Annotated in this window: 10 protein-coding genes; 8 read left to right on the top strand and 2 right to left on the bottom strand. The window is 43.7% G+C overall.

Features of this window, described 5'->3' with window-relative positions:
* Nucleotides 1-2 precede the first annotated feature (2 nt).
* Together M2419_RS03655 and M2419_RS03650 are read right to left on the bottom strand one after the other, a co-directional pair.
* Nucleotides 3-1,898, bottom strand: coding sequence for a RagB/SusD family nutrient uptake outer membrane protein (locus M2419_RS03655; RefSeq protein WP_259254244.1), 1,896 nt, complete (start codon nt 1,896-1,898; stop codon nt 3-5).
* Between the two features lie 10 nt (nt 1,899-1,908).
* The gene (locus M2419_RS03650) at nt 1,909-5,091 is read right to left on the bottom strand and encodes a SusC/RagA family TonB-linked outer membrane protein (RefSeq protein ID WP_227550196.1); all 3,183 of its coding nucleotides are present in this window, start codon (nt 5,089-5,091) and stop codon (nt 1,909-1,911) included.
* Nucleotides 5,092-5,531: 440 nt separating this feature from the next.
* Between M2419_RS03650 and M2419_RS03645 the strand changes: the two genes are divergently transcribed.
* From M2419_RS03645 to M2419_RS03610, 8 genes are all read left to right on the top strand, one after another.
* On the top strand, nt 5,532-9,611 hold the full coding sequence (locus tag M2419_RS03645) for a hybrid sensor histidine kinase/response regulator transcription factor (protein ID WP_259254243.1): 4,080 nt from the start codon (nt 5,532-5,534) through the stop codon (nt 9,609-9,611).
* Nucleotides 9,612-9,791: 180 nt separating this feature from the next.
* Entirely contained in the window at nt 9,792-10,460 is a 669-nt protein-coding gene (gene fsa, locus M2419_RS03640) for a fructose-6-phosphate aldolase (protein ID WP_153846238.1), read from the top strand.
* 7 nt (nt 10,461-10,467) lie between these two features.
* Nucleotides 10,468-11,325, top strand: a complete 858-nt coding sequence (locus M2419_RS03635) for a transketolase (protein WP_259254242.1) — start codon at nt 10,468-10,470, stop codon at nt 11,323-11,325.
* A 28-nt stretch (nt 11,326-11,353) separates the two neighbouring features.
* Nucleotides 11,354-12,316 carry a transketolase family protein gene (locus M2419_RS03630; protein ID WP_153846236.1) on the top strand — a complete coding sequence of 321 codons (963 nt, stop codon included), beginning with the start codon at nt 11,354-11,356 and terminating at the stop codon, nt 12,314-12,316.
* A gap of 70 nt (nt 12,317-12,386) precedes the next feature.
* A complete protein-coding gene (locus M2419_RS03625) occupies nt 12,387-13,220 on the top strand; it encodes an esterase family protein (protein WP_153846235.1) in 834 nt (277 codons plus the stop codon).
* 120 nt (nt 13,221-13,340) lie between these two features.
* Nucleotides 13,341-15,797, top strand: a complete 2,457-nt coding sequence (locus M2419_RS03620; RefSeq protein WP_159727884.1) for a glycosyl hydrolase family 95 catalytic domain-containing protein — start codon at nt 13,341-13,343, stop codon at nt 15,795-15,797.
* A 28-nt stretch (nt 15,798-15,825) separates the two neighbouring features.
* Entirely contained in the window at nt 15,826-17,385 is a 1,560-nt protein-coding gene (locus M2419_RS03615) for a glycoside hydrolase 43 family protein (RefSeq protein WP_227550195.1), read from the top strand.
* 6 nt (nt 17,386-17,391) lie between these two features.
* Nucleotides 17,392-18,768, top strand: a complete 1,377-nt coding sequence (locus M2419_RS03610) for a glycoside hydrolase family 43 protein (protein ID WP_088162338.1) — start codon at nt 17,392-17,394, stop codon at nt 18,766-18,768.
* Nucleotides 18,769-18,775: the final 7 nt, after the last annotated feature.

Here is an 18,775-nt window from a genome sequence, read left to right as displayed (position 1 = left end):
TGTTACCAGCCTGGGTTCTGATAGAACTCGGGATACATGTTGACATCTCTGACCTTTAGGGGCAACCAGTAATGTTTGCTTGTAAACTTCCGTTCCAAAAGCACATTTTCTTTAATGTTGACGACGCGGTTTTGGGATGGATCTACGGTGTTGAAGGTTCCTGCCCGATCAAAAACAACCGATTTTTTTAAGGTGTAAGGTGATTCGGTCAACAGCAACCAGCGTCGAAGATCATTAAAACGATGACCTTCAAAAGCGAGCTCCACAGCTCGTTCCCGCCGTAATTCAGGTAACAATGCGTTAGCCGAACCTAGAAATTTGGCATCTACATGATCCACGCCAGCCCGATCCCGAACGATATTGATCGCATCAACTGCTGTTTTACCGTAATTGTCCGCTTTGCCTGTAGCTGAGTTGGAAGCCATCATGGCGGATTCGGCGTACATCAGATAGACATCAGATAAACGCATATAGGGCACGTAAATATGAAGATTGGATCCATAATTATAGGCTTGATCATATTTGTTGGCTGTTATAGGGACAAATTTACGTAACACGTAGCCTGTCTGGCTGCCAGACTGGATATCTCGATAGCTTCCATTACTGTAAAGGTTAGCGTATCGATTTTTTTCGTCCTGTGTATTTCCTTGGACGACTTTTGTTCCATCGAAAATGATATCCTTATAAAAGCGTGGGTCGCGATCTTTCCAAGGGTATTCGGCATTGTAACCTGATTCTGCGTCAGACTGGGTAATGTCTTTGATCGGTAAACCGTTTTTCATGCCATAGTAGTCGACATAATTGGCTGTTGGAATAAACTTCAATGCGTCTCCGTCGGAGACGACCAGCGGAATGTACTGTTTACTGGTACCATAATTCGATACCCATGCGTCAATGTAGGGCCCTCTAAATATAGCTTCTGTACTGCCAGGCATGGCCCAATTTTGGCCTGTTGTGTAAAAATTCAAGTGAATATTGGCCATAGGAACAAGGGCGTAATTTGTCTGTCCGCTTTCGACAAGTGAAAGTAGTTCACCAAAGGCTTGGGCTGCTTTTTTACAATAGTCAGTATGATAGGTTTTATTCCCGGTAGACTGAAAATTCATCAAAGGGCTTCCCGCCCAAAGATAATTTTTGCCAAGATAAGCAAGGGCCATGATTTTGTTGATGCGCAATTGATTTTTACCCAGGGTACGTTTTCCGGCAGTGGTATTGTCCCAGTCGATCGGCAATAGATTGGCCGCTTCTCTAAAATCGGCCGCAGCAAGATCCGCACAGGCATGGTAGCTCAATCTTGGCAACCGCAGCTTTTCGTCACTTGGAAGTACATAATTGATGTACGGCATCCCGCCAAAATATTCCATCAATCGGTGGTGAAACCAACCTCGGAAAAATAACAATTGCCCCTTGATCAGGTTCTTTTCTTCGGAGGTGGCTTCGGTTAATTTGTCGATATTCTCTAGTCCGAGACTGACTTTTCGCAGGCCAAACCAGGCCGCGCTCCATAAATCGCGGAAGGCACGGTTGGCAAATACATCCCCATTGATGGTGGTAAAATCACCCTGATCCATCCAGCCGGAGCCCCAGCCGTCGGATTCTCTTTGCCAACCCCAAAAATTACCATTGTCGATTTTGTGAACGAAATGATAATTGCCAGCCGTTGAGGTCATTTCATCTTCACCCCAGTTCCACGAGTTGGTCCAGTAGTTGTTGCTGAAGTTGACAACACAGCTGTATAACTCTTCTGTATAACCTTGAAAGTTAATAAAGTTTTTAAATGCTTCTTTGGAGGACACATTGGACTGTTCTTCTTTATCCAGGTATTTTTTACACGAGAGTAGGGATGTTGAAGACCAGATCACAGTAGATATAAAGATTACCTTGAAATACTTTTTCATAGTGGTAGGATTAAAATGTAATGTTTGCACCTAGATTAAACCGCTTTACCGTAGGGTAGGCGCCCTGTGATGCCCAGCCCGTACCGGCATAATTGGATTCACGGTCGTCTGGCATTTTGGACCAGAAAACTAAGTTGTTGCCATTTAGAAAAATGCGAAGGTTTTGAAGCCCAAGTCGTTTGATTACGCTGGATTCTCGATTAAAATTGTAGGCAATTTCGGCTGTTTTCAATCGAATGTAGGAACCATCAAACATATACCGGCTACCGGGTGTATAAGTACTCGACTGTGATAACCAGCGTGGTAGTGGTACGTCTGCGTTGACATTGTCCTTTGACCAATAGGAACCTTCGTCATAAGCGAGGTTAAGTTGGCCCGAGAAGCTGTTGAAAACAACTTGCCGGGTGACATTATTTACGGCATACCACTGGGTCATGACACTGAAATTCTTCCAATCAAATCCAATGGTATAATTATAAGTGTTCTGTGGAACTGAAGGAAAGGCGTAGGGAATGTTGTCCTTAGCATCGATAATACCATCCCCGTTATAATCCAGTATATGATAATTGCCGGGTAGTTTCGCTAGGTCATTGCTTTCGTGCGCGGTACTCGAATAAAGTTCGTCCCAAGTATTGTAATATCCGGAGCTAACATAAGAATAGGTTTGACTCACTTGTTTGTTATCCGGTTTCTGATATTCGGGCAGCAACTCGGGTGCATCGGCATTGATGACTTTATCCTTGGCATAGGTAAAATTGATATCAGCCCATATTCTCCAGTCGGTATTGAGCTGTCTGTTAAATTTCAGTTCTACTTCAAACCCTTTATTCTGTACCTTACCTAGGTTGGCTGTAGGTGCCTCCATCCCAAAGTAGGAAGGAATGGCTCGGTTGGCGCCGCTAATCAGAACATCTGTCCGCCGGTCCCTAAAAAAGTCGACTTTACCGGTTATCTGGCTATTGAACAGACCGAAGTCGAGGCCGATATTGAATTTGTTAACTTTTTCCCAGCGGATATTTGGATTGCCAAGCGCACTTTCCTTATACCAGATATAAGGACTGGTATTGCCGTCGGAGTAGGAGTAGCGGCCTTCAACCCCCATGCCAGCGGTGCCCCCATATGCCCATTGGGTTAGGTACAGAAATTGACGGCCGCCACTATCGTCACCGATGTCACCATAGGACGCACGTAACTTGAGCATATTGAGAAACGAGATAGGCCTCATAAACTCTTCTTCAGTAACTAGCCAGCCTATCCCACCGGAATTGAAAAAGGCAAATCTATTGTCAGGACCGAATTTTTCTGATCCCGTATAGGCTCCATTGTACTCGAGCATATATTTATTTTTGTAGTTGTAGGTGGTGCGGAATACCCAGTCTTCGCGATAGGAGGGAATCATACTCCCTGTTCCGGTCTGATTGCGGTTGAATAAACCCATGGCAGTGATGTTGTGATTCTTAGCGATGGTCGTTGCGTAATTTAACTGCAATTGATAAAATAATCTTCGATAGGTAGACCAGTCTCTGACCTGTCCGGCACCGGTTGTCCAGTTTATGCCCTCGACGAAGTCAAATCTATTTGTACCATCGAAAGCGATCTGATAGGTTGGCAATCCCGTATTGGGATCGATCCATTTACTTTGTGTACTGTTGTTGGCATCATTGATACCGCGGCCGCCCTCGACAAACGTGTTGTCCAGTGAGATTGTCCCACGAACGTTAAGCCCCTTCGTTAAAAACTTAAGATCTTGTTCGAGCGTAAAATCTGTTGTAATACGACTTGTGGTGATGTATTCGGTTCCGCTTAGTGCCAGCACACGGGCAGAGTTTATTCCGGCTTGTGTGTTTAAGGCATAGTAACCCCAAGTACCGTCTGAATAGCGTGGATAAATAACATCTGGAGCTACCGTATAGGCAGCGATCCAATAGGAATAATCGTTGCCGCCGCCCCATGGACTTTTTTTGACACCGCGAGACCCTGCCAGGTTGGTTGAAAATTTGGTTGTGGGAGTAAGCTGGAAGTCTAAATTGGACCGTACATTCAGACGGTTAAAACCATAGCCTGCTTTATAACCGCGAGCATTTTCGAACTGGCGGAACATATCGCCTTCGTAAAGAAAATCCGCATTGGCAAAATATTTGACAAAGGGTGTACCACCAGCAATATTGACGCTGCTATTTTGTGAAAAAGCGTGGCTTTTAAATAATTCCTTTGCCCAGTCGGTATTCACATAACGTTCGCGTTCCGTCTGGTCAGCGGGAAAACGGTATTTATTGATGACGTCTTGTGGAAGATAGTTGGCCCAACTGGAAGGAGAAATGCCTAACTCATATTCGATAACCTTGTTGCGTAGCATCAAAGCATCGTACGAATCCATTTTTCCCGGAAGTTGGGAAACGGTTTTTACAATGTTGTTGACGGTACCGCGTATCAGCATTTGCCCTTCTTTACCCCGCTTGGTGGTGATTAAAATAACGCCATTGGCCCCTCTAACACCATAGACAGCAGTTGCAGAGGCGTCTTTGAGGACGGAAACAGTTTCGATGGAACTGATATCAACGGCAGATAGTGGTCGTTCCACTCCGTCCACCATGACTAAAGGGTCGGTATTATTCCAGGTACTGCGCCCCCGGATCACAATACGAGGATCTTCCTCGCCGGGCATACCTGTACTGGCCGTGGTAATAACCCCGGGCACGTTACCGGTCAATGCGGCTCCTACACTGGAAACACCCCCTGCGCGTTCGAGGATTTTACCCGAAGTTTGCGCAATGGCACCTACAACGGTTTCTTTTTTCTGACGACCATAACCGACGACAACGGTTTCCTCGATCTCGATAGACTTATCGCTCAGTTGTACTTCTACCGTGTTCTTATTGTGGATATCCACTTCGAGTTGGCCATATCCTAGCTTGGAGATAGTCAACAAATTATTATCTGTAGGGACTTGGATCGTGAAAGCTCCATTTTCATCGGTAGCCGTGGCTAGCGAGGTGCCTTTTACCCTGATGGATGCACCGCTCACTTTTTTATGGTTACTATCGACGACAATGCCCCTTATCTGCCTTTTGGCCTGAGCATAGAGTGTTGCCTGTCCCACATAAAGCAGGAACAGCAGTAAAGTGAATGGCTTAGCTATACCCCATAGCTTTTTCCAATGCCTTACTCGTGTGATTGTACATGTAATCATCATCGCATTTGTGGATTGATAAATAGGTTGAAGAATTCTTGGTTAAATTTTCTCTAATTGGCTAGATACGTTTGTATCGGTGTTCCCTTTGTTCATTTTGATAAAAAATCTAAGGGACAGTCATGGATCATCAGGTACTGTCATATGCTGTATAATAATTGGTTAAATTTTTTATAACTATATAGCAACCGGTTGCATTGTTTGCATATAGTTTTCCCTATATTGGAAATGCCTTTCAAAGCAGTTTATAATTGTATACCAAAGCTAGCCATTGGAAAATTTGGTGGATAGCAAGAATGTTTAAATGAAGGATAAGAATGTCAAAAAATACCGCTTACATGGGTCAAATGATTGTAGAGACTAGTTTAGTAGGGATTAATTTGATAATTTAGTTGACAGTTCAATACAGATTTTTTTGTATTGAAGATTACATACCTAAATATATGATACGAACTTTAGTGGTATTCACCTGGATGATGCTGACGTTTTTTTCTTATGGACAAAGCCAGCCTGTAACTTTTCAACGCTATTCTTCAAAGGATGGACTTTCTTCCAATACAATCTATAGTATCTACCGCGATAGTTATGGTTTTCTTTGGTTAGGAACAGAGGATGGGCTTAATCGCTTCGACGGACGTCATTACAATGTCTACCGCTATGATGCCAACAAAGAGAATAGTTTAATGGCAAACCATATTTCGGCCTTATGTGAAGACAGGAAGGGAAGAATATGGATAGGTACAAATGGAGGGGGATTAAGTTATTATGATCGGGAAGCAGACCGGATCAGGTCGTACAATCTTACCCCAGATGGTAAATGGCTCAGTACCGCAATTAATGCAATTGATAAGGATGCAAGTGGAAATATCTGGATCGCTTCATATGGTGCTTTGTATATTTTGGACGTCAATGATCTACAAAAGAGAATGGATCCAACTTATCGACGTATTGTAGAAGCTTTTGCCGGTAAAGTAACGGGCAGTGTTTTTCGTGACCGAAAGAACAACATGTGGGTGTCATCAGAGAATGGCATATTCCGCATATCGGCAGACCTAAAGACCATAAAACGTTTTGAAGTTCTTTCGGAAAAGGAAGGATATGGAAATGGAATTGAAATTAGTTCCATTGTTGAAGATGATCAGGGCCGTATCTGGGTCGGATCTATGCTTGGCCTTAAATATTTGAATCCGGGCGATTCGCAGTTCAATAAATTTAGCGCAGGAGAAGGGAAAGGAGCTTTAAGCAGTCCCCGCATTTACACCTTATGTTACAATCAAAAGCAGGACTTATGGATCGGAACGGACAATGGTCTGGATGTGCTTAATACCAGGGATTTAACAGTTCGGACCTTTAAGCCGGATCCAAGTAATGTTCATAGTCTTTCTCATAAATCGATACGGTCTATTTTTGTCGATAATAGCGGAATTTACTGGATAGGTACCTTTCAGGGAGGGCTAAATAAATTCGATACCAATTTAAGCCAATTTAGATTAAAAAGTTTAGATTTTTTGGAGGGTATGACCGGTGACCCAGCTATAGTAACTTCTTTCGCGGCTTATCAGAATAAGATTTTTTTGGGCGTTGATGGTGGTGGTATCTGGAAATATGACCGATTGACAGATAAACTGTCGTCTGTTGAACTTTCGGCCAACTTACCTAAAGATCTAACGGTGTTGACTTTGGAAAGAAAACACGATCAGCTTTGGATCGGTACCTACCAGCAAGGGGTTATCTGTTATGATCTGCTTAATGGAAATCTAAAAAGATATACTGTTGGTAACAGGGAAGATAATTTGAATAATAACGATATTTTTTGTTTAAAAGTAGACTTTCGGGGGAATACCTGGGTTGGGACAAATGGCGGCGGCGTGAACATCATTCAAAAAGGAAGCGCTATCGTCAAAAAATACAAGAGGGAAGAGCACTCAAACGATGGAATAGAGCTACCTGGAAATTTTATACGTGCGCTAGCGGAAGATCAGGCACATAATATGTGGATTGGAACTTACGGCTCGGGCCTGGTGATGTATGACCCTTTGAAACAACAGACTACACTGTATGACAAAGCAAAAAATAAGCTCCCAAGCAATTATATATTAGCCGTGCATACGGATAAAAATGGAAATTTATGGGTTGGAACAAATGGCAATGGAGTAGGTTTGCTGCGAAAAGGGAAAACACTATTTGAGACACTTTCTGAGAAAGATGGATTAGTAAATGGTGCTATTCAGAGTATTATCGAGGACGATAAAGGGAGGATCTGGTTTTCAACAAACAAAGGATTGAGTTGTTATTCTCCGGTGCAAAATAAGTTCAAAAACTATTCTAATGCTGTGGGATTGCAAGAAGGTGCTTTTATGCTCGGTGCGTCACTAAAAACGGACGATGGAGAAATTTATTTTGGTGGGCAGAAAGGGTTTAACCATTTTTATCCGGCTCATTTAAAAACAAATGGCAATCCTGCGAAGGTCGCACTGACGGATTTAAAAATTGACAATGTGATCGCTCAGCCCACGGAGAAGGGGCCAATACAGCAGTCGCTGTTGACTGCCGATCGCATCAACCTGAAATACAAACAAAATTTTTCAATTTCTTTTGCCGCGCTAAATCTAACTGTACCTGAGGATAACCAATACGAGTACCGACTTGTCGGCTTTGACAAAAATTGGATTCGAAATGGAAAGGAAAATAGTGCCTATTATACAAATTTGGATCCGGGAGATTATGTTTTTGAGGTTCGCGCAAGCAACAACGACGGTATTTGGAACAAGGAAATCAAATCGATTGCGATACATGTTGCTCCACCGTTTTGGCGCACCATTTATGCTTATCTATTTTATGTGCTAGCAGTATTGGGGGGGCTGCTGTGGACCAGACATCGCGGGATTCAAAAGTTAAAACAAAAATTTGCGATTGAACAAGAGCGTATCCAGGCGAGGCAGCTCATTGAACAGCAAAAGAGAGATGCCGAGACAAAGCATCAAATAGATGCAATGAAAATCCGATTCTTAACAAATTTAAGTCATGAATTCCGAACCCCAATCTCTTTGATCACAGGGCCCGTGGATGCTTTGATTGCCAAAAATAAAGATAGCAAACTGGGCGATCAACTAAATTTGGTAAGCCGTAACGCGCGGCGGCTTTTAAATTTGGTCAACCAATTACTGGATTTTCGTAAAATGGAATACCATGAATTGAAAGTGCAGGATGAAGATGGTGAATTGGTATCTTTTGTACAGGAAGTATACCGTTCATTTCAGGATATGGCGCTGCAAAAAGGTATCGATTATTCTTTTTTTCCATGCCAGGAAAAATTGTATTGTCGTTTTGACCGAAATAAGGTTGAGCGCATTCTATTTAATTTAATCTATAACGCTTTTAAATTTACCAAAAAGGGTGGGGATATCGCTGTAAGTATATCATCTATAAGCCTTGTCGACAAGAAACTGCATGTTTCCCTTGAAGTGCGCGATACTGGTATCGGAATTCCCGAGCAACTGCAACAATCGATATTTGAGAGTTTTTTTCAGCATGATACTGAGGGCAAGGTGGCAAGTCAGGGTTCAGGTATTGGACTGTCAATTGCACAGTCATTTGTTCAGATGTACCATGGCGAGATTTCGGTTAACAGTCAACCCGACAGCGGAAGTACCTTTAAATTTGATCTATGGCTGGATCAAGCTGAGTCGGTATATGAGGGAGGGGTTGAACCAGAGGTAGTTACGGAGATACAACCTGTGGAGCTTAGACAGTGCCCGCTTGTGTTGGTTATTGAAGATGATGAAGATTTTAGATATTACCTCAGCGAGTCTTTAAAGGAGTATTATCAGATTATCGAGGCTACTAATGGAAAGGATGGCTGGCAAAAAGCACTTTTTCATCACCCTGACCTTGTGGTGAGCGATGTTCAGATGCCATATATGAATGGTATGGAATTTTCACAGAAGCTGGCGCAGGATAAACGGACAAAACATATTCCTGTTGTACTGCTGACGGCCTCACAGGTCGATAATGGTCTTGTTTGCGGGCTTGAATCGGGTGCGGTGGGATATCTGACCAAACCTTTTGATATGGATGTACTGGTAGCGAAGGTTAACAGTTTGCTTCAGCTGAACCAGGCGTTCAGGGAAGTCTATAGTAAACAGGTGTCTATTTTAGCGCCCGAAATGACGATCAGGTCCGAAAAAGATAAATTTTTACAAAAAGTACTCAATTATGTACACGATAATATCGATAATCCGCAGTTATCGGTCGAAGCGCTAAGTGCCCACACCTCGATGAGCCGAGCCTCCCTTTACAATAAGCTGCTGGAACTGACGGGCATGTCTCCCGTAGATTTTATACGCTCTGTGAAACTAGAAAAGGCGGCAGGTTTGCTGGAAAAAAGCGATAAGTCTATTTCTGAAATTGCTTATGAGACGGGATTTGCCAATCCAAACTATTTTACAAAAGTCTTTAAAGCAAAATATCAAATGACGCCAAGTGAATATATCCAATCGCATAAAAATACATCCGTGCACTAAGCATAATATTGTTGTTTAAAAGGTCGTTTTAGGTCAGTTTTTTAGGAGGGTAATCTGTTTTAAACATTTTTACCCTTCTTTTTTTTATTTGTTGCAATCCTATCTGGTTGAAAGCTATAGTTTTGTCTTATAACCAATCGCTGGAGATCTAGCGAATTCAAAACTAATCAACTAAAAAAAATGAAATTTTTTATCGATACGGCAAGTCTCAGTGAGATTCGTATGGCTCAAAATTTAGGTGTCCTAGATGGTGTAACGACCAATCCTTCGCTGGTGGCCAAAGAGGGTATTACAGGAACAGCTCCTGTACATGCGCACTACAAAGCTATCTGTGATATTGTAGACGGTGATGTAAGTGCTGAAGTGATTTCAACTGATTTTAACGCGATGATTGAGGAAGGTTTGCTTTTAGCGGCCTTAGACAATAAGATTGTTGTTAAGGTTCCAATGACTGAAGACGGCATTAAAGCAATTAAATATTTTAGTACAAAACAAATTAAAACCAATTGCACCCTGGTCTTTTCTGCCGGGCAAGCACTCTTGGCCGCCAAAGCCGGAGCAACCTATGTATCTCCTTTTGTCGGTAGGCTCGATGATATCTCTGTCGATGGACTGGCCCTGATTCGCGAAATTCGGACGATCTACGATAATTATGCTTTCCCTACCCAGATTCTTGCGGCTTCGGTACGTCATAGTGCGCATATCTTGGGTTGTGCCAAAATTGGTGCGGATGTGATGACTGGACCTTTGCAGGCGATATTTTCCCTCTTAAAACACCCGTTGACGGACAGTGGCCTTGCTCAATTTTTAGCTGATCATAAACGCGTTGCCGCACAAAGTAACAATTGAGATGGTCATGACAAGACATAGTATCCATAATTTAGAAGCGATTGTTAAGCAAGTCCGAAGGGATATACTCCGCATGGTGCATGGTTGCCAGTCGGGGCATCCGGGAGGATCGTTGGGCTGCACCGAATTGTTGGTCTGCTTATACTTTGAATTGATGCAGCGAAACGATCAGTTTGATTTGAATGGCGTCGGGGAAGACCTGTTTTTCCTTTCCAATGGTCATATCTCTCCGGTATTTTATAGTGTGTTGGCGCGAGCAGGTTATTTTCCAATCGATGAACTTGCCACCTTCAGAAAACTCAATTCAAGACTGCAGGGACATCCGACTACGCATGAAGGACTGCCAGGTATCCGTGTCGCTTCGGGATCCTTGGGGCAAGGTCTTTCTGTCGCTATTGGTGCTGCTCAAGCCAAAAAACTAAATCAAGATAACCGCATGGTTTATGTGCTTATGGGCGATGGCGAATTGCAGGAAGGGCAGGTATGGGAAGCGGCCATGTATGCAGCTCACAACGAAATGGACAATTTGATTGCTATTGTAGATTACAATGGTGCGCAGATTGATGGGGCTACCAACGATGTCCTTTCGCTGGGCGACCTACCCCGCAAATGGATGGTATTCGGCTGGAAGGTTATAGAGGTTATGCGCGGTAATGACATTGGTTCTGTGATTTCAGGACTACGAAAGGCCCAAGCTTCGACCGGAACTAAAATGCCTGTAATGGTGTTGCTACATACCGAAATGGGAAATGGGGTTGATTTTATGATGGGCTCACATAAATGGCATGGCATAGCACCCAGTGATGAACAACTAGCTATGGCCTTAAACCAGAATGCAGAAACATTGGGTGATTATATCGCCTAATCGTAGGACGATTTTGAAATAGATTAACATGAAAAAATATACATATACAGAATCAAAAGACACACGTTCTGGATTTGGTGCCGGTTTGCTGGAAGCAGGAAAGGAAGATGAAAATGTGGTTGCACTCTGTGCAGACCTGATCGGTTCGCTCAAAATGAACGATTTCATCAAGGCCTTTCCGGAACGTTTTTTTCAGATCGGCATTGCCGAAGCAAATATGATGGGTATTGCAGCTGGACTTACCATCGGTGGAAAAATACCTTTTACTGGTACATTTGCCAATTTTTCAACGGGTCGGGTATACGATCAGATTCGTCAATCTATTGCCTATTCGGATAAAAATGTGAAAATAGCGGCTTCGCATGCCGGCCTTACGTTGGGTGAAGATGGGGCGACCCATCAGATATTGGAAGATATTGGATTGATGAAAATGCTTCCAGGGATGACGGTTATCAATCCTTGCGATTATAATCAGACGAAGGCTGCAACGCTAGCTGCTGCCAAACACAAGGGGCCAGTCTACCTGCGGTTTGGACGACCCGTGGTGCCGGTTTTCACCCCGGAAGATCAGGAATTTGTGATCGGCGAAGCCCTGATGCTCAATCCGGGTACAACTGTGACTATTTTGGCAACTGGACATCTCGTCTGGGAAGCCATATGTGCCGGGGAAGAATTGGAAACATTAGGTATTGATGCCGAAATCATTAATATCCATACCATCAAGCCACTAGATGAGAAAGCCGTACTGACTTCTGTCGCTAAAACGGGCTGTGTTGTTACAGCCGAAGAGCATAATCGTATCGGTGGACTAGGAGATAGTGTAGCGCAACTGTTGGCAAAAAAAATGCCTACTCCGCAGGAATATGTGGCTGTAAACGACAGCTTCGGTGAATCGGGACCGCCAAGTGCGCTGATGGATAAATATGGCTTAAACGCCGATGCTATTGTAGCTGCGGTATTAAGAGTACTCAAAAGGAAAGTGGTGATTTAGTTGAAATTGGGCTGTTGTCCCGTCATGGGTGATAGCCTCGCTATCTATTTGCTATTAAACCAATTATAATATGAAAAAGATGATCTGCACCATGTTGTGCGTTTTTTCCGCCAGCCTAGTGGCCCAGGCGCAGCAGACTGCCCCACAGGGATTTGATGTTGAGCGAAAATTGACATCAACTGGGAAAATAGATTCCCTTGTTTATCCTTCAAAAACTGTAGGAGTTAAGAGGAAAGCACTGCTATATACCCCGCCGGGATACAGTGCCGCAAAAAAATATCCCGTATTATATCTCTTGCACGGAATTGGCGGTGATGAACGGGAATGGTTCAGACATGGAAATCCTCAGGTTATTTTTGATAACCTGTATGCAGAAGGAAAAATGGAACCTATGTTGGTGATTATGCCCAATGGCCGCGCCATGGAAGATGACCGTGCTGGTGGAAATGTGATGGCACCGGATCGGGTAGCGGCGTTTTCAACTTTTGAAAAAGATCTGCTCGATGACCTGATTCCATTTGTTGAAAAGCAGTTTCCCGTTATCAAGGATCGCGAGCACCGCGCGATTTTTGGATTGTCTATGGGCGGTGGACAGGCCCTGAATTTTGGACTTGGCCATATCGATACTTTTGCCTGGGTGGGCGGCTTTTCCTCCGCGCCCAATACCAAGATGCCACAGGAATTACTGCCTGTTCCGAAAGAAGCTAAAGATAAATTAAAACTGCTGTGGATCTCCTGTGGTGACCAGGATGGTTTGCTCAATATAAGTAAGCGCACACATGAGTACCTTTCGGAACATGGGGTGCCTCATATTTACTATCTGGAGTCGGGCGGGCATGATTTCAATGTATGGAGAAATGATCTCTATAATGTTTCGCAATTGCTATTTAAGGATAAGAAATAAAGGCCTTACTAATTTGATAATAGCAATAAACAATTCGAAGGTTTGCCTTGGCCGTTCTTAAAATGAGTTTGTTAGCTCTGGGAATTAATTCCGAAACTGCAAAAAATACTATCAAGAAAAATGATTGAAAAATTTATTTGGAAGTACATAAGCCTATTCATTGCGATCTTGTCACTGCATACTACAGTGTTGTTTGCCCAAAAGCGATCGGCATTGACCCTATGGTATGATCGGCCTGCAGACGAAAAGGTATGGGAACAAGCTTTACCGCTTGGAAATGGTCGGTTGGGCGCGATGGTTTATGGAATTCCATCTTGTGAGCGTATGCAGCTTAATGAGGAAACAATTTGGGCGGGAGGTCCTTATCGCAACGATAATAAGAAAGGCGGCGCGGCATTAAAAACTATTCAGAATTATATATTCGATGGGAAACCAGCTGAAGCCGATAAGCTTGCAAATGAAACCTTCTTCACTAAGACACATGGCATGCCCTATCAAACGGCAGGAAATATTCTGCTGCGATTCCCTGGGCATGAACGGTACCGGCACTATTATCGCGAACTGGATATTGAACGGGCAGTTGCGTTGTCGCGTTATACAGTAGATGGGGTAACATTTACCAGAGAAGTTTTTACTTCGTTTGCTGATGATGCCATTGTTATGAAAATAAAGTCGAGCAAGAAGGGGAAACTCAATTTCACATTAACTTATGAGAATGAGTCGAAGCATACTATTTACAAAACCGGTGATAAGCTTATTTTAGAAGGACGAGGATCCGATCACGAGGGTATTAAAGGGCAGGTTGTTTATCAGATTCATACGGGAGTAAAGCATACCGATGGACAGCTTGTCGTGAAAGAGGAATCGATTGATATAAAAGATGCAAGTTCCGTTTGTCTTTATATTTCAATTGCGAGTAATTTTCAAAATTATAAACAACTGGGAGCTGATCCCTATAAGCTGGCTGCAGAAAGATTGGAAAAGGCCATGGACAAAGACTATCAGCAGGCTTCACACCAGCATACCCTTGCTTACAGCAGACAGTTTAATCGATTCCAGCTGCATTTGGGGGATGCCAATAGCGAACAACAGTTGCCGCTGTCCGCGCGTATTGCAGACTTTGCCCGTACACAGGATCCGGCCTTAGTGACCTTGTTGGCTCAATTTGGGCGCTATTTGCTCATCTGCTCATCACAAGAGGGTGGCCAGCCTGCTAATCTACAAGGAATCTGGAACCGATCCATGCAACCAGCATGGGACAGTAAATATACAATCAATATAAATACCGAAATGAACTACTGGCCTGCTGAGGTCACCAACCTTTCCAGTACGCTTCAGCCGTTATTTTCCATGATCAAAGAACTCAGTGAACGTGGTGAAGAAACCGCGAAGACATTGTACCATGCGCGTGGCTGGGTGGCCCATCATAATACCGATATCTGGCGCGTGACGAGTCCGATTGATTTTGCGGCTGCCGGAATGTGGCCAAGTGGGGGGCTGTGGTTGTCCCAACATCTTTGGGAGCATTATCTTTTTACGGGAGATAAAGAGTTTTTGAGGCAACTTTACCCGGTTATGAAGGGAGCTTGCGACTTTCTTTTGTCTGCGCTTGTCGTGCATCGCGGTTATCCAGCTGAAAAATGGCTCGTCCTGAGTCCCTCAATTTCGCCCGAGCAAGGGCCACTTGCGGCAGGCGTGACCATGGATAATCAACTATGCTACGACATGCTTACCCGTACCGCTTTGGCGGCAGAAGCGCTGGATGTTGATGCAATGTATAGGGATACATTGCTGGCAACGGCACGGCGGATTCCACCAATGCATATCGGTCGATTTAATCAGTTACAAGAATGGCTGGAAGATGTGGATGATCCTCAAAATCGACACCGGCATGTATCCCATTTATACGGATTGTTTCCAGGTAGTCAAATTTCACCGTTCCGCACGCCTAAATTGTTTGAGGCTGCACGTAATTCATTGATATATCGAGGTGATTTTGCGACGGGATGGTCAATTGGATGGAAAATAAATTTATGGGCCCGTTTATTGGATGGAAACCATGCCTACGAAATTATAAAGAAAATGCTGAGCATTTCCGATGAAAACCATCCCGATGGACGTACCTATCCAAATCTTTTTACGGCACATCCTCCATTTCAGATTGACGGTAATTTTGGCTTAACAGCGGGTATTGCGGAGATGCTGGTCCAAAGCCACGATGGCGCTGTGCATCTGCTGCCAGCGATTCCCGATCAATGGAAAGAGGGTTGGGTAAAGGGTATCAAGGCGCGCGGTGGATTTGAAATTGAAATGCAATGGAAAAAAGGGAAGATAAAGGAGGCAATGGTCTTTTCACCTTTAGGCGGTAATTTGCGGCTACGGACAGCTTCGCCATTGAAAGGATCTGAACTTCAAATCGCAAGAGGCGATCAGACTAATACCCTTTTAGCTCCTGTAATAACACCAGTAAGTATTCAATCTGCAGATTCACAGCTGAAAGGAATTGAATTACCAAGCTATTATGAATACGATGTACAAACCTTGCCTGGAAAACATTATACATTTAAGGCTTACTAAATTAATGCGACTAATAAATCCTGTCAATATGTTAAGAATGAAAATCGGCGCTTTTGTCTTCTCCTTAATGATCCCGTTTTTGGGAGCATTGGCGCAGCAAGCCCATAATCCAATCATCTTTGCTGACGTGCCCGATATGTCCATGATACGCGTCGGTGATACCTATTATATGAGCAGTACGACCATGCACATGAACCCCGGTGTCCCGATTATGAAGTCCAAAGACCTGGTCAATTGGACGTTGATTAATTATGCGTACGATCGTCTTGGCGATCAGGATGAACTCAATCTGTCAAACCATAAAAATGCGTATGGGCACGGCTCCTGGGCAAGCAGTTTGCGCTTTCATGAGGGGCGGTACTATGTCAGTACATTTTCGGCCAATACAGGAAAAACGCATGTCTACCACACAGCAGATATTGAACATGGCCCCTGGGTTTCGAAAGAATTTCAGCCGATGATGCACGATCATAGCTTATTCTTTGACGGGGGGAAAATATATATGATCTGGGGTGGGGGACGTATCTATATTGCTGAATTATTGCCTGATTTTTCAGGTGTTAAAGCAGGAACACAACGCGTATTGATAGACGATGCCTCTTTACCCGCCAAGCCTAAAGAAGGCAAAGCCGGTTTACCTGCTGAAGGATCCCAAATGTTTAAGATCAATGGTATGTATTATCTTTTTAATATTTCATGGCCAGCGGGAGGAATGCGCACGGTGATTGTACATCGGGCGAGCCAATTGGAAGGTCCGTATGAGGGGAAAGTGGTTTTGCAGGATCAGGGTGTGGCACAGGGAGGTCTGATTGATATGCCCAACGGAAAATGGTATGCTTATCTTTTTCAGGATTATGGTGCTGTAGGCCGAATTCCATTTTTGGTTCCTGTCAAATGGGAAGATGGATGGCCAGTGCTTGGTATTGACGGAAAAGTCCCGGCCACATTGGATCTTCCCGCAAATAAAAGCTTAAGCCCCGGAATTGTTGACTCGGATGATTTTGACCGGGAAGCCGGACAAGCCGCCCTTCCCCTGGCATGGCAATGGAACCATAACCCAGTTGTTGATCTTTGGTCAGTGACCGAACGCAGTGGCTTTTTGAGACTGCGAACCGGCGACCTTACTGATGACTTTCTTTCAGCTAAAAATACATTGACGCAACGCACCATCGGCCCGAGCTGCAGCGCCGCTATTGCTATAGAGGTTTCTAACATGAAAGATGGTGATTTTGCGGGAATATCGCTATTGCAAAAAAACTATGGTTTAGTAGGAGTCCGGATGGAAGGAAATACAAAATCGTTGGTAATGATTAATGCGATGACGGGGGCGCCACAAGAACTGGCGAAGATCAATCTCAAACAGCAGCGTATATTTCTTAAAGCAAACTGCGATTTTTCAAACAAAAAAGATACGGCCCAATTTTTTTATAGCACCGATGGACACCATTGGAAGATGATAGGTAACGTGCTAAAAATGAGTTACACCATTCCTCATTTTATGGGGTATCGGTTCGGACTTTTTAACTATGCAAGTAAAGAGGCTAGTGGCTACGTAGATTTTGATTACTTCCATTTAACCATAAATTAAGATGATATGAGAAAACAATTTTTTACGTTATTTCTGTTTGGATTCCAATTCCTGTTTTTGCCTTCAATAAATACGTTAAAAGCACAAAATCCGATCGTACAGACATCCTATACGGCGGATCCGGCACCATTAGTGTATAATAACCGTCTTTATCTTTATACCACGCAGGATGAAGAAGAATCCACCTGGTTTAATATGAACAATTGGCGGGTGTATTCAACCAATGACATGGTGAACTGGACCGACCATGGTGCGATTCTCTCTTATACAGATTTTGAATGGGCAAAAGGGGATGCTTGGGCGGCGCAATGTGTTGAAAAGAATGGTAAATTTTATCTATATGTGCCTGTTATTTCTAAACTCAACAATCGTGGTGCGATCGGTGTTGCAGTTGCTGATAGTCCGTTGGGACCTTTTCATGATCCCTTGGGAAAACCATTACTACAGAGTGAATGGGGCGATATCGATCCGACTGTGTTTATTGATGACGATGGTGAGGCACATATGTACTGGGGGAATCCTCAGCTGAAATATGTCAGGCTGAATGAAGATATGATCTCTTATGCGGGTGATATCGTTGAGGTTCCGATGACAGCAGCATCATTTGGAAAAAGAGCGGGAGATCCGAAACGACCTACAACCTACGAGGAAGGTCCCTGGTTGTACAAAAGAAACAGCTTGTATTATCTTTTTTGGCCGGGAGGCCCTTTACCTGAATTTATTGGGTATTCGACCAGCAAAAAAGCCGAAGGACCCTGGAAGTATGGTGGTGTAGTTATGTCAGCCGAAGGAAAAGCATTTACAAACCATCCTGGTGTTGTCGATTTTAAAGGGAAGACCTATTTCTTTTATCACAATGGAGCTTTACCCGGCGGGGGAGGTTTCACGCGCTCTGTTGCTGTTCAGGAATTAAACTTTAATCCAGACGGCAGTATCCCGCCGATGAAAATGACTGCAGGAATTACTCAGGGGCTAGCAAACGTAAACCCTTACGAACTTCATCAGGCCGAAATGATTGCTTGGTCCGAGCATGTTAAATCCTATCAGCGTGAAAAAGTAGGTGTTTTTATAAAGGCAAGGAAAGATGGAGCTTATACCTGTGTGAAAAATGTTGACTTTGGTGAGAAAGGTGCCCGCACTTTTTTTGCACGGGTGGGAACAACACATAACGGTGGAGTCAGCATGGAGGTTCGTTCGGGAGCGATCGACGGGGCTTTATTAGCTACCATACAAGTTCCTATGACAGGGGGCGATGACCGGTGGACTACAGTGGAGACCGTACTAGCCGATAAAGTGAAGGGAATACATGATTTATACTTTGTTTTTAAAGGCAAGGCTCCGTCGAATATTCTGTTTTTCGATTGTTGGAAATTTGGAAGGTAAAGTGGTA

The organism is Sphingobacterium sp. BIGb0116 (assembly GCF_024808035.1).
In the GTDB taxonomy this organism is placed as follows: Bacteria; Bacteroidota; Bacteroidia; order Sphingobacteriales; family Sphingobacteriaceae; genus Sphingobacterium; species Sphingobacterium paramultivorum.
Note: the sequence above shows the minus strand (reverse complement) of the source record. Positions and strands in the feature narration are given on the sequence as shown.

Coding starts and splice junctions, on each gene's coding strand:
- M2419_RS03620 (WP_159727884.1), top strand. CDS start 13,341: ATGATTGAAAAATTTATTTGGAAGTACATAAGCCTATTCATTGCGATC.
- M2419_RS03655 (WP_259254244.1), bottom strand. CDS start 1,898: ATGAAAAAGTATTTCAAGGTAATCTTTATATCTACTGTGATCTGGTCT.
- M2419_RS03630 (WP_153846236.1), top strand. CDS start 11,354: ATGAAAAAATATACATATACAGAATCAAAAGACACACGTTCTGGATTT.
- fsa (WP_153846238.1), top strand. CDS start 9,792: ATGAAATTTTTTATCGATACGGCAAGTCTCAGTGAGATTCGTATGGCT.
- M2419_RS03610 (WP_088162338.1), top strand. CDS start 17,392: ATGAGAAAACAATTTTTTACGTTATTTCTGTTTGGATTCCAATTCCTG.
- M2419_RS03650 (WP_227550196.1), bottom strand. CDS start 5,091: ATGATGATTACATGTACAATCACACGAGTAAGGCATTGGAAAAAGCTA.
- M2419_RS03625 (WP_153846235.1), top strand. CDS start 12,387: ATGAAAAAGATGATCTGCACCATGTTGTGCGTTTTTTCCGCCAGCCTA.
- M2419_RS03635 (WP_259254242.1), top strand. CDS start 10,468: ATGACAAGACATAGTATCCATAATTTAGAAGCGATTGTTAAGCAAGTC.
- M2419_RS03645 (WP_259254243.1), top strand. CDS start 5,532: ATGATACGAACTTTAGTGGTATTCACCTGGATGATGCTGACGTTTTTT.
- M2419_RS03615 (WP_227550195.1), top strand. CDS start 15,826: ATGTTAAGAATGAAAATCGGCGCTTTTGTCTTCTCCTTAATGATCCCG.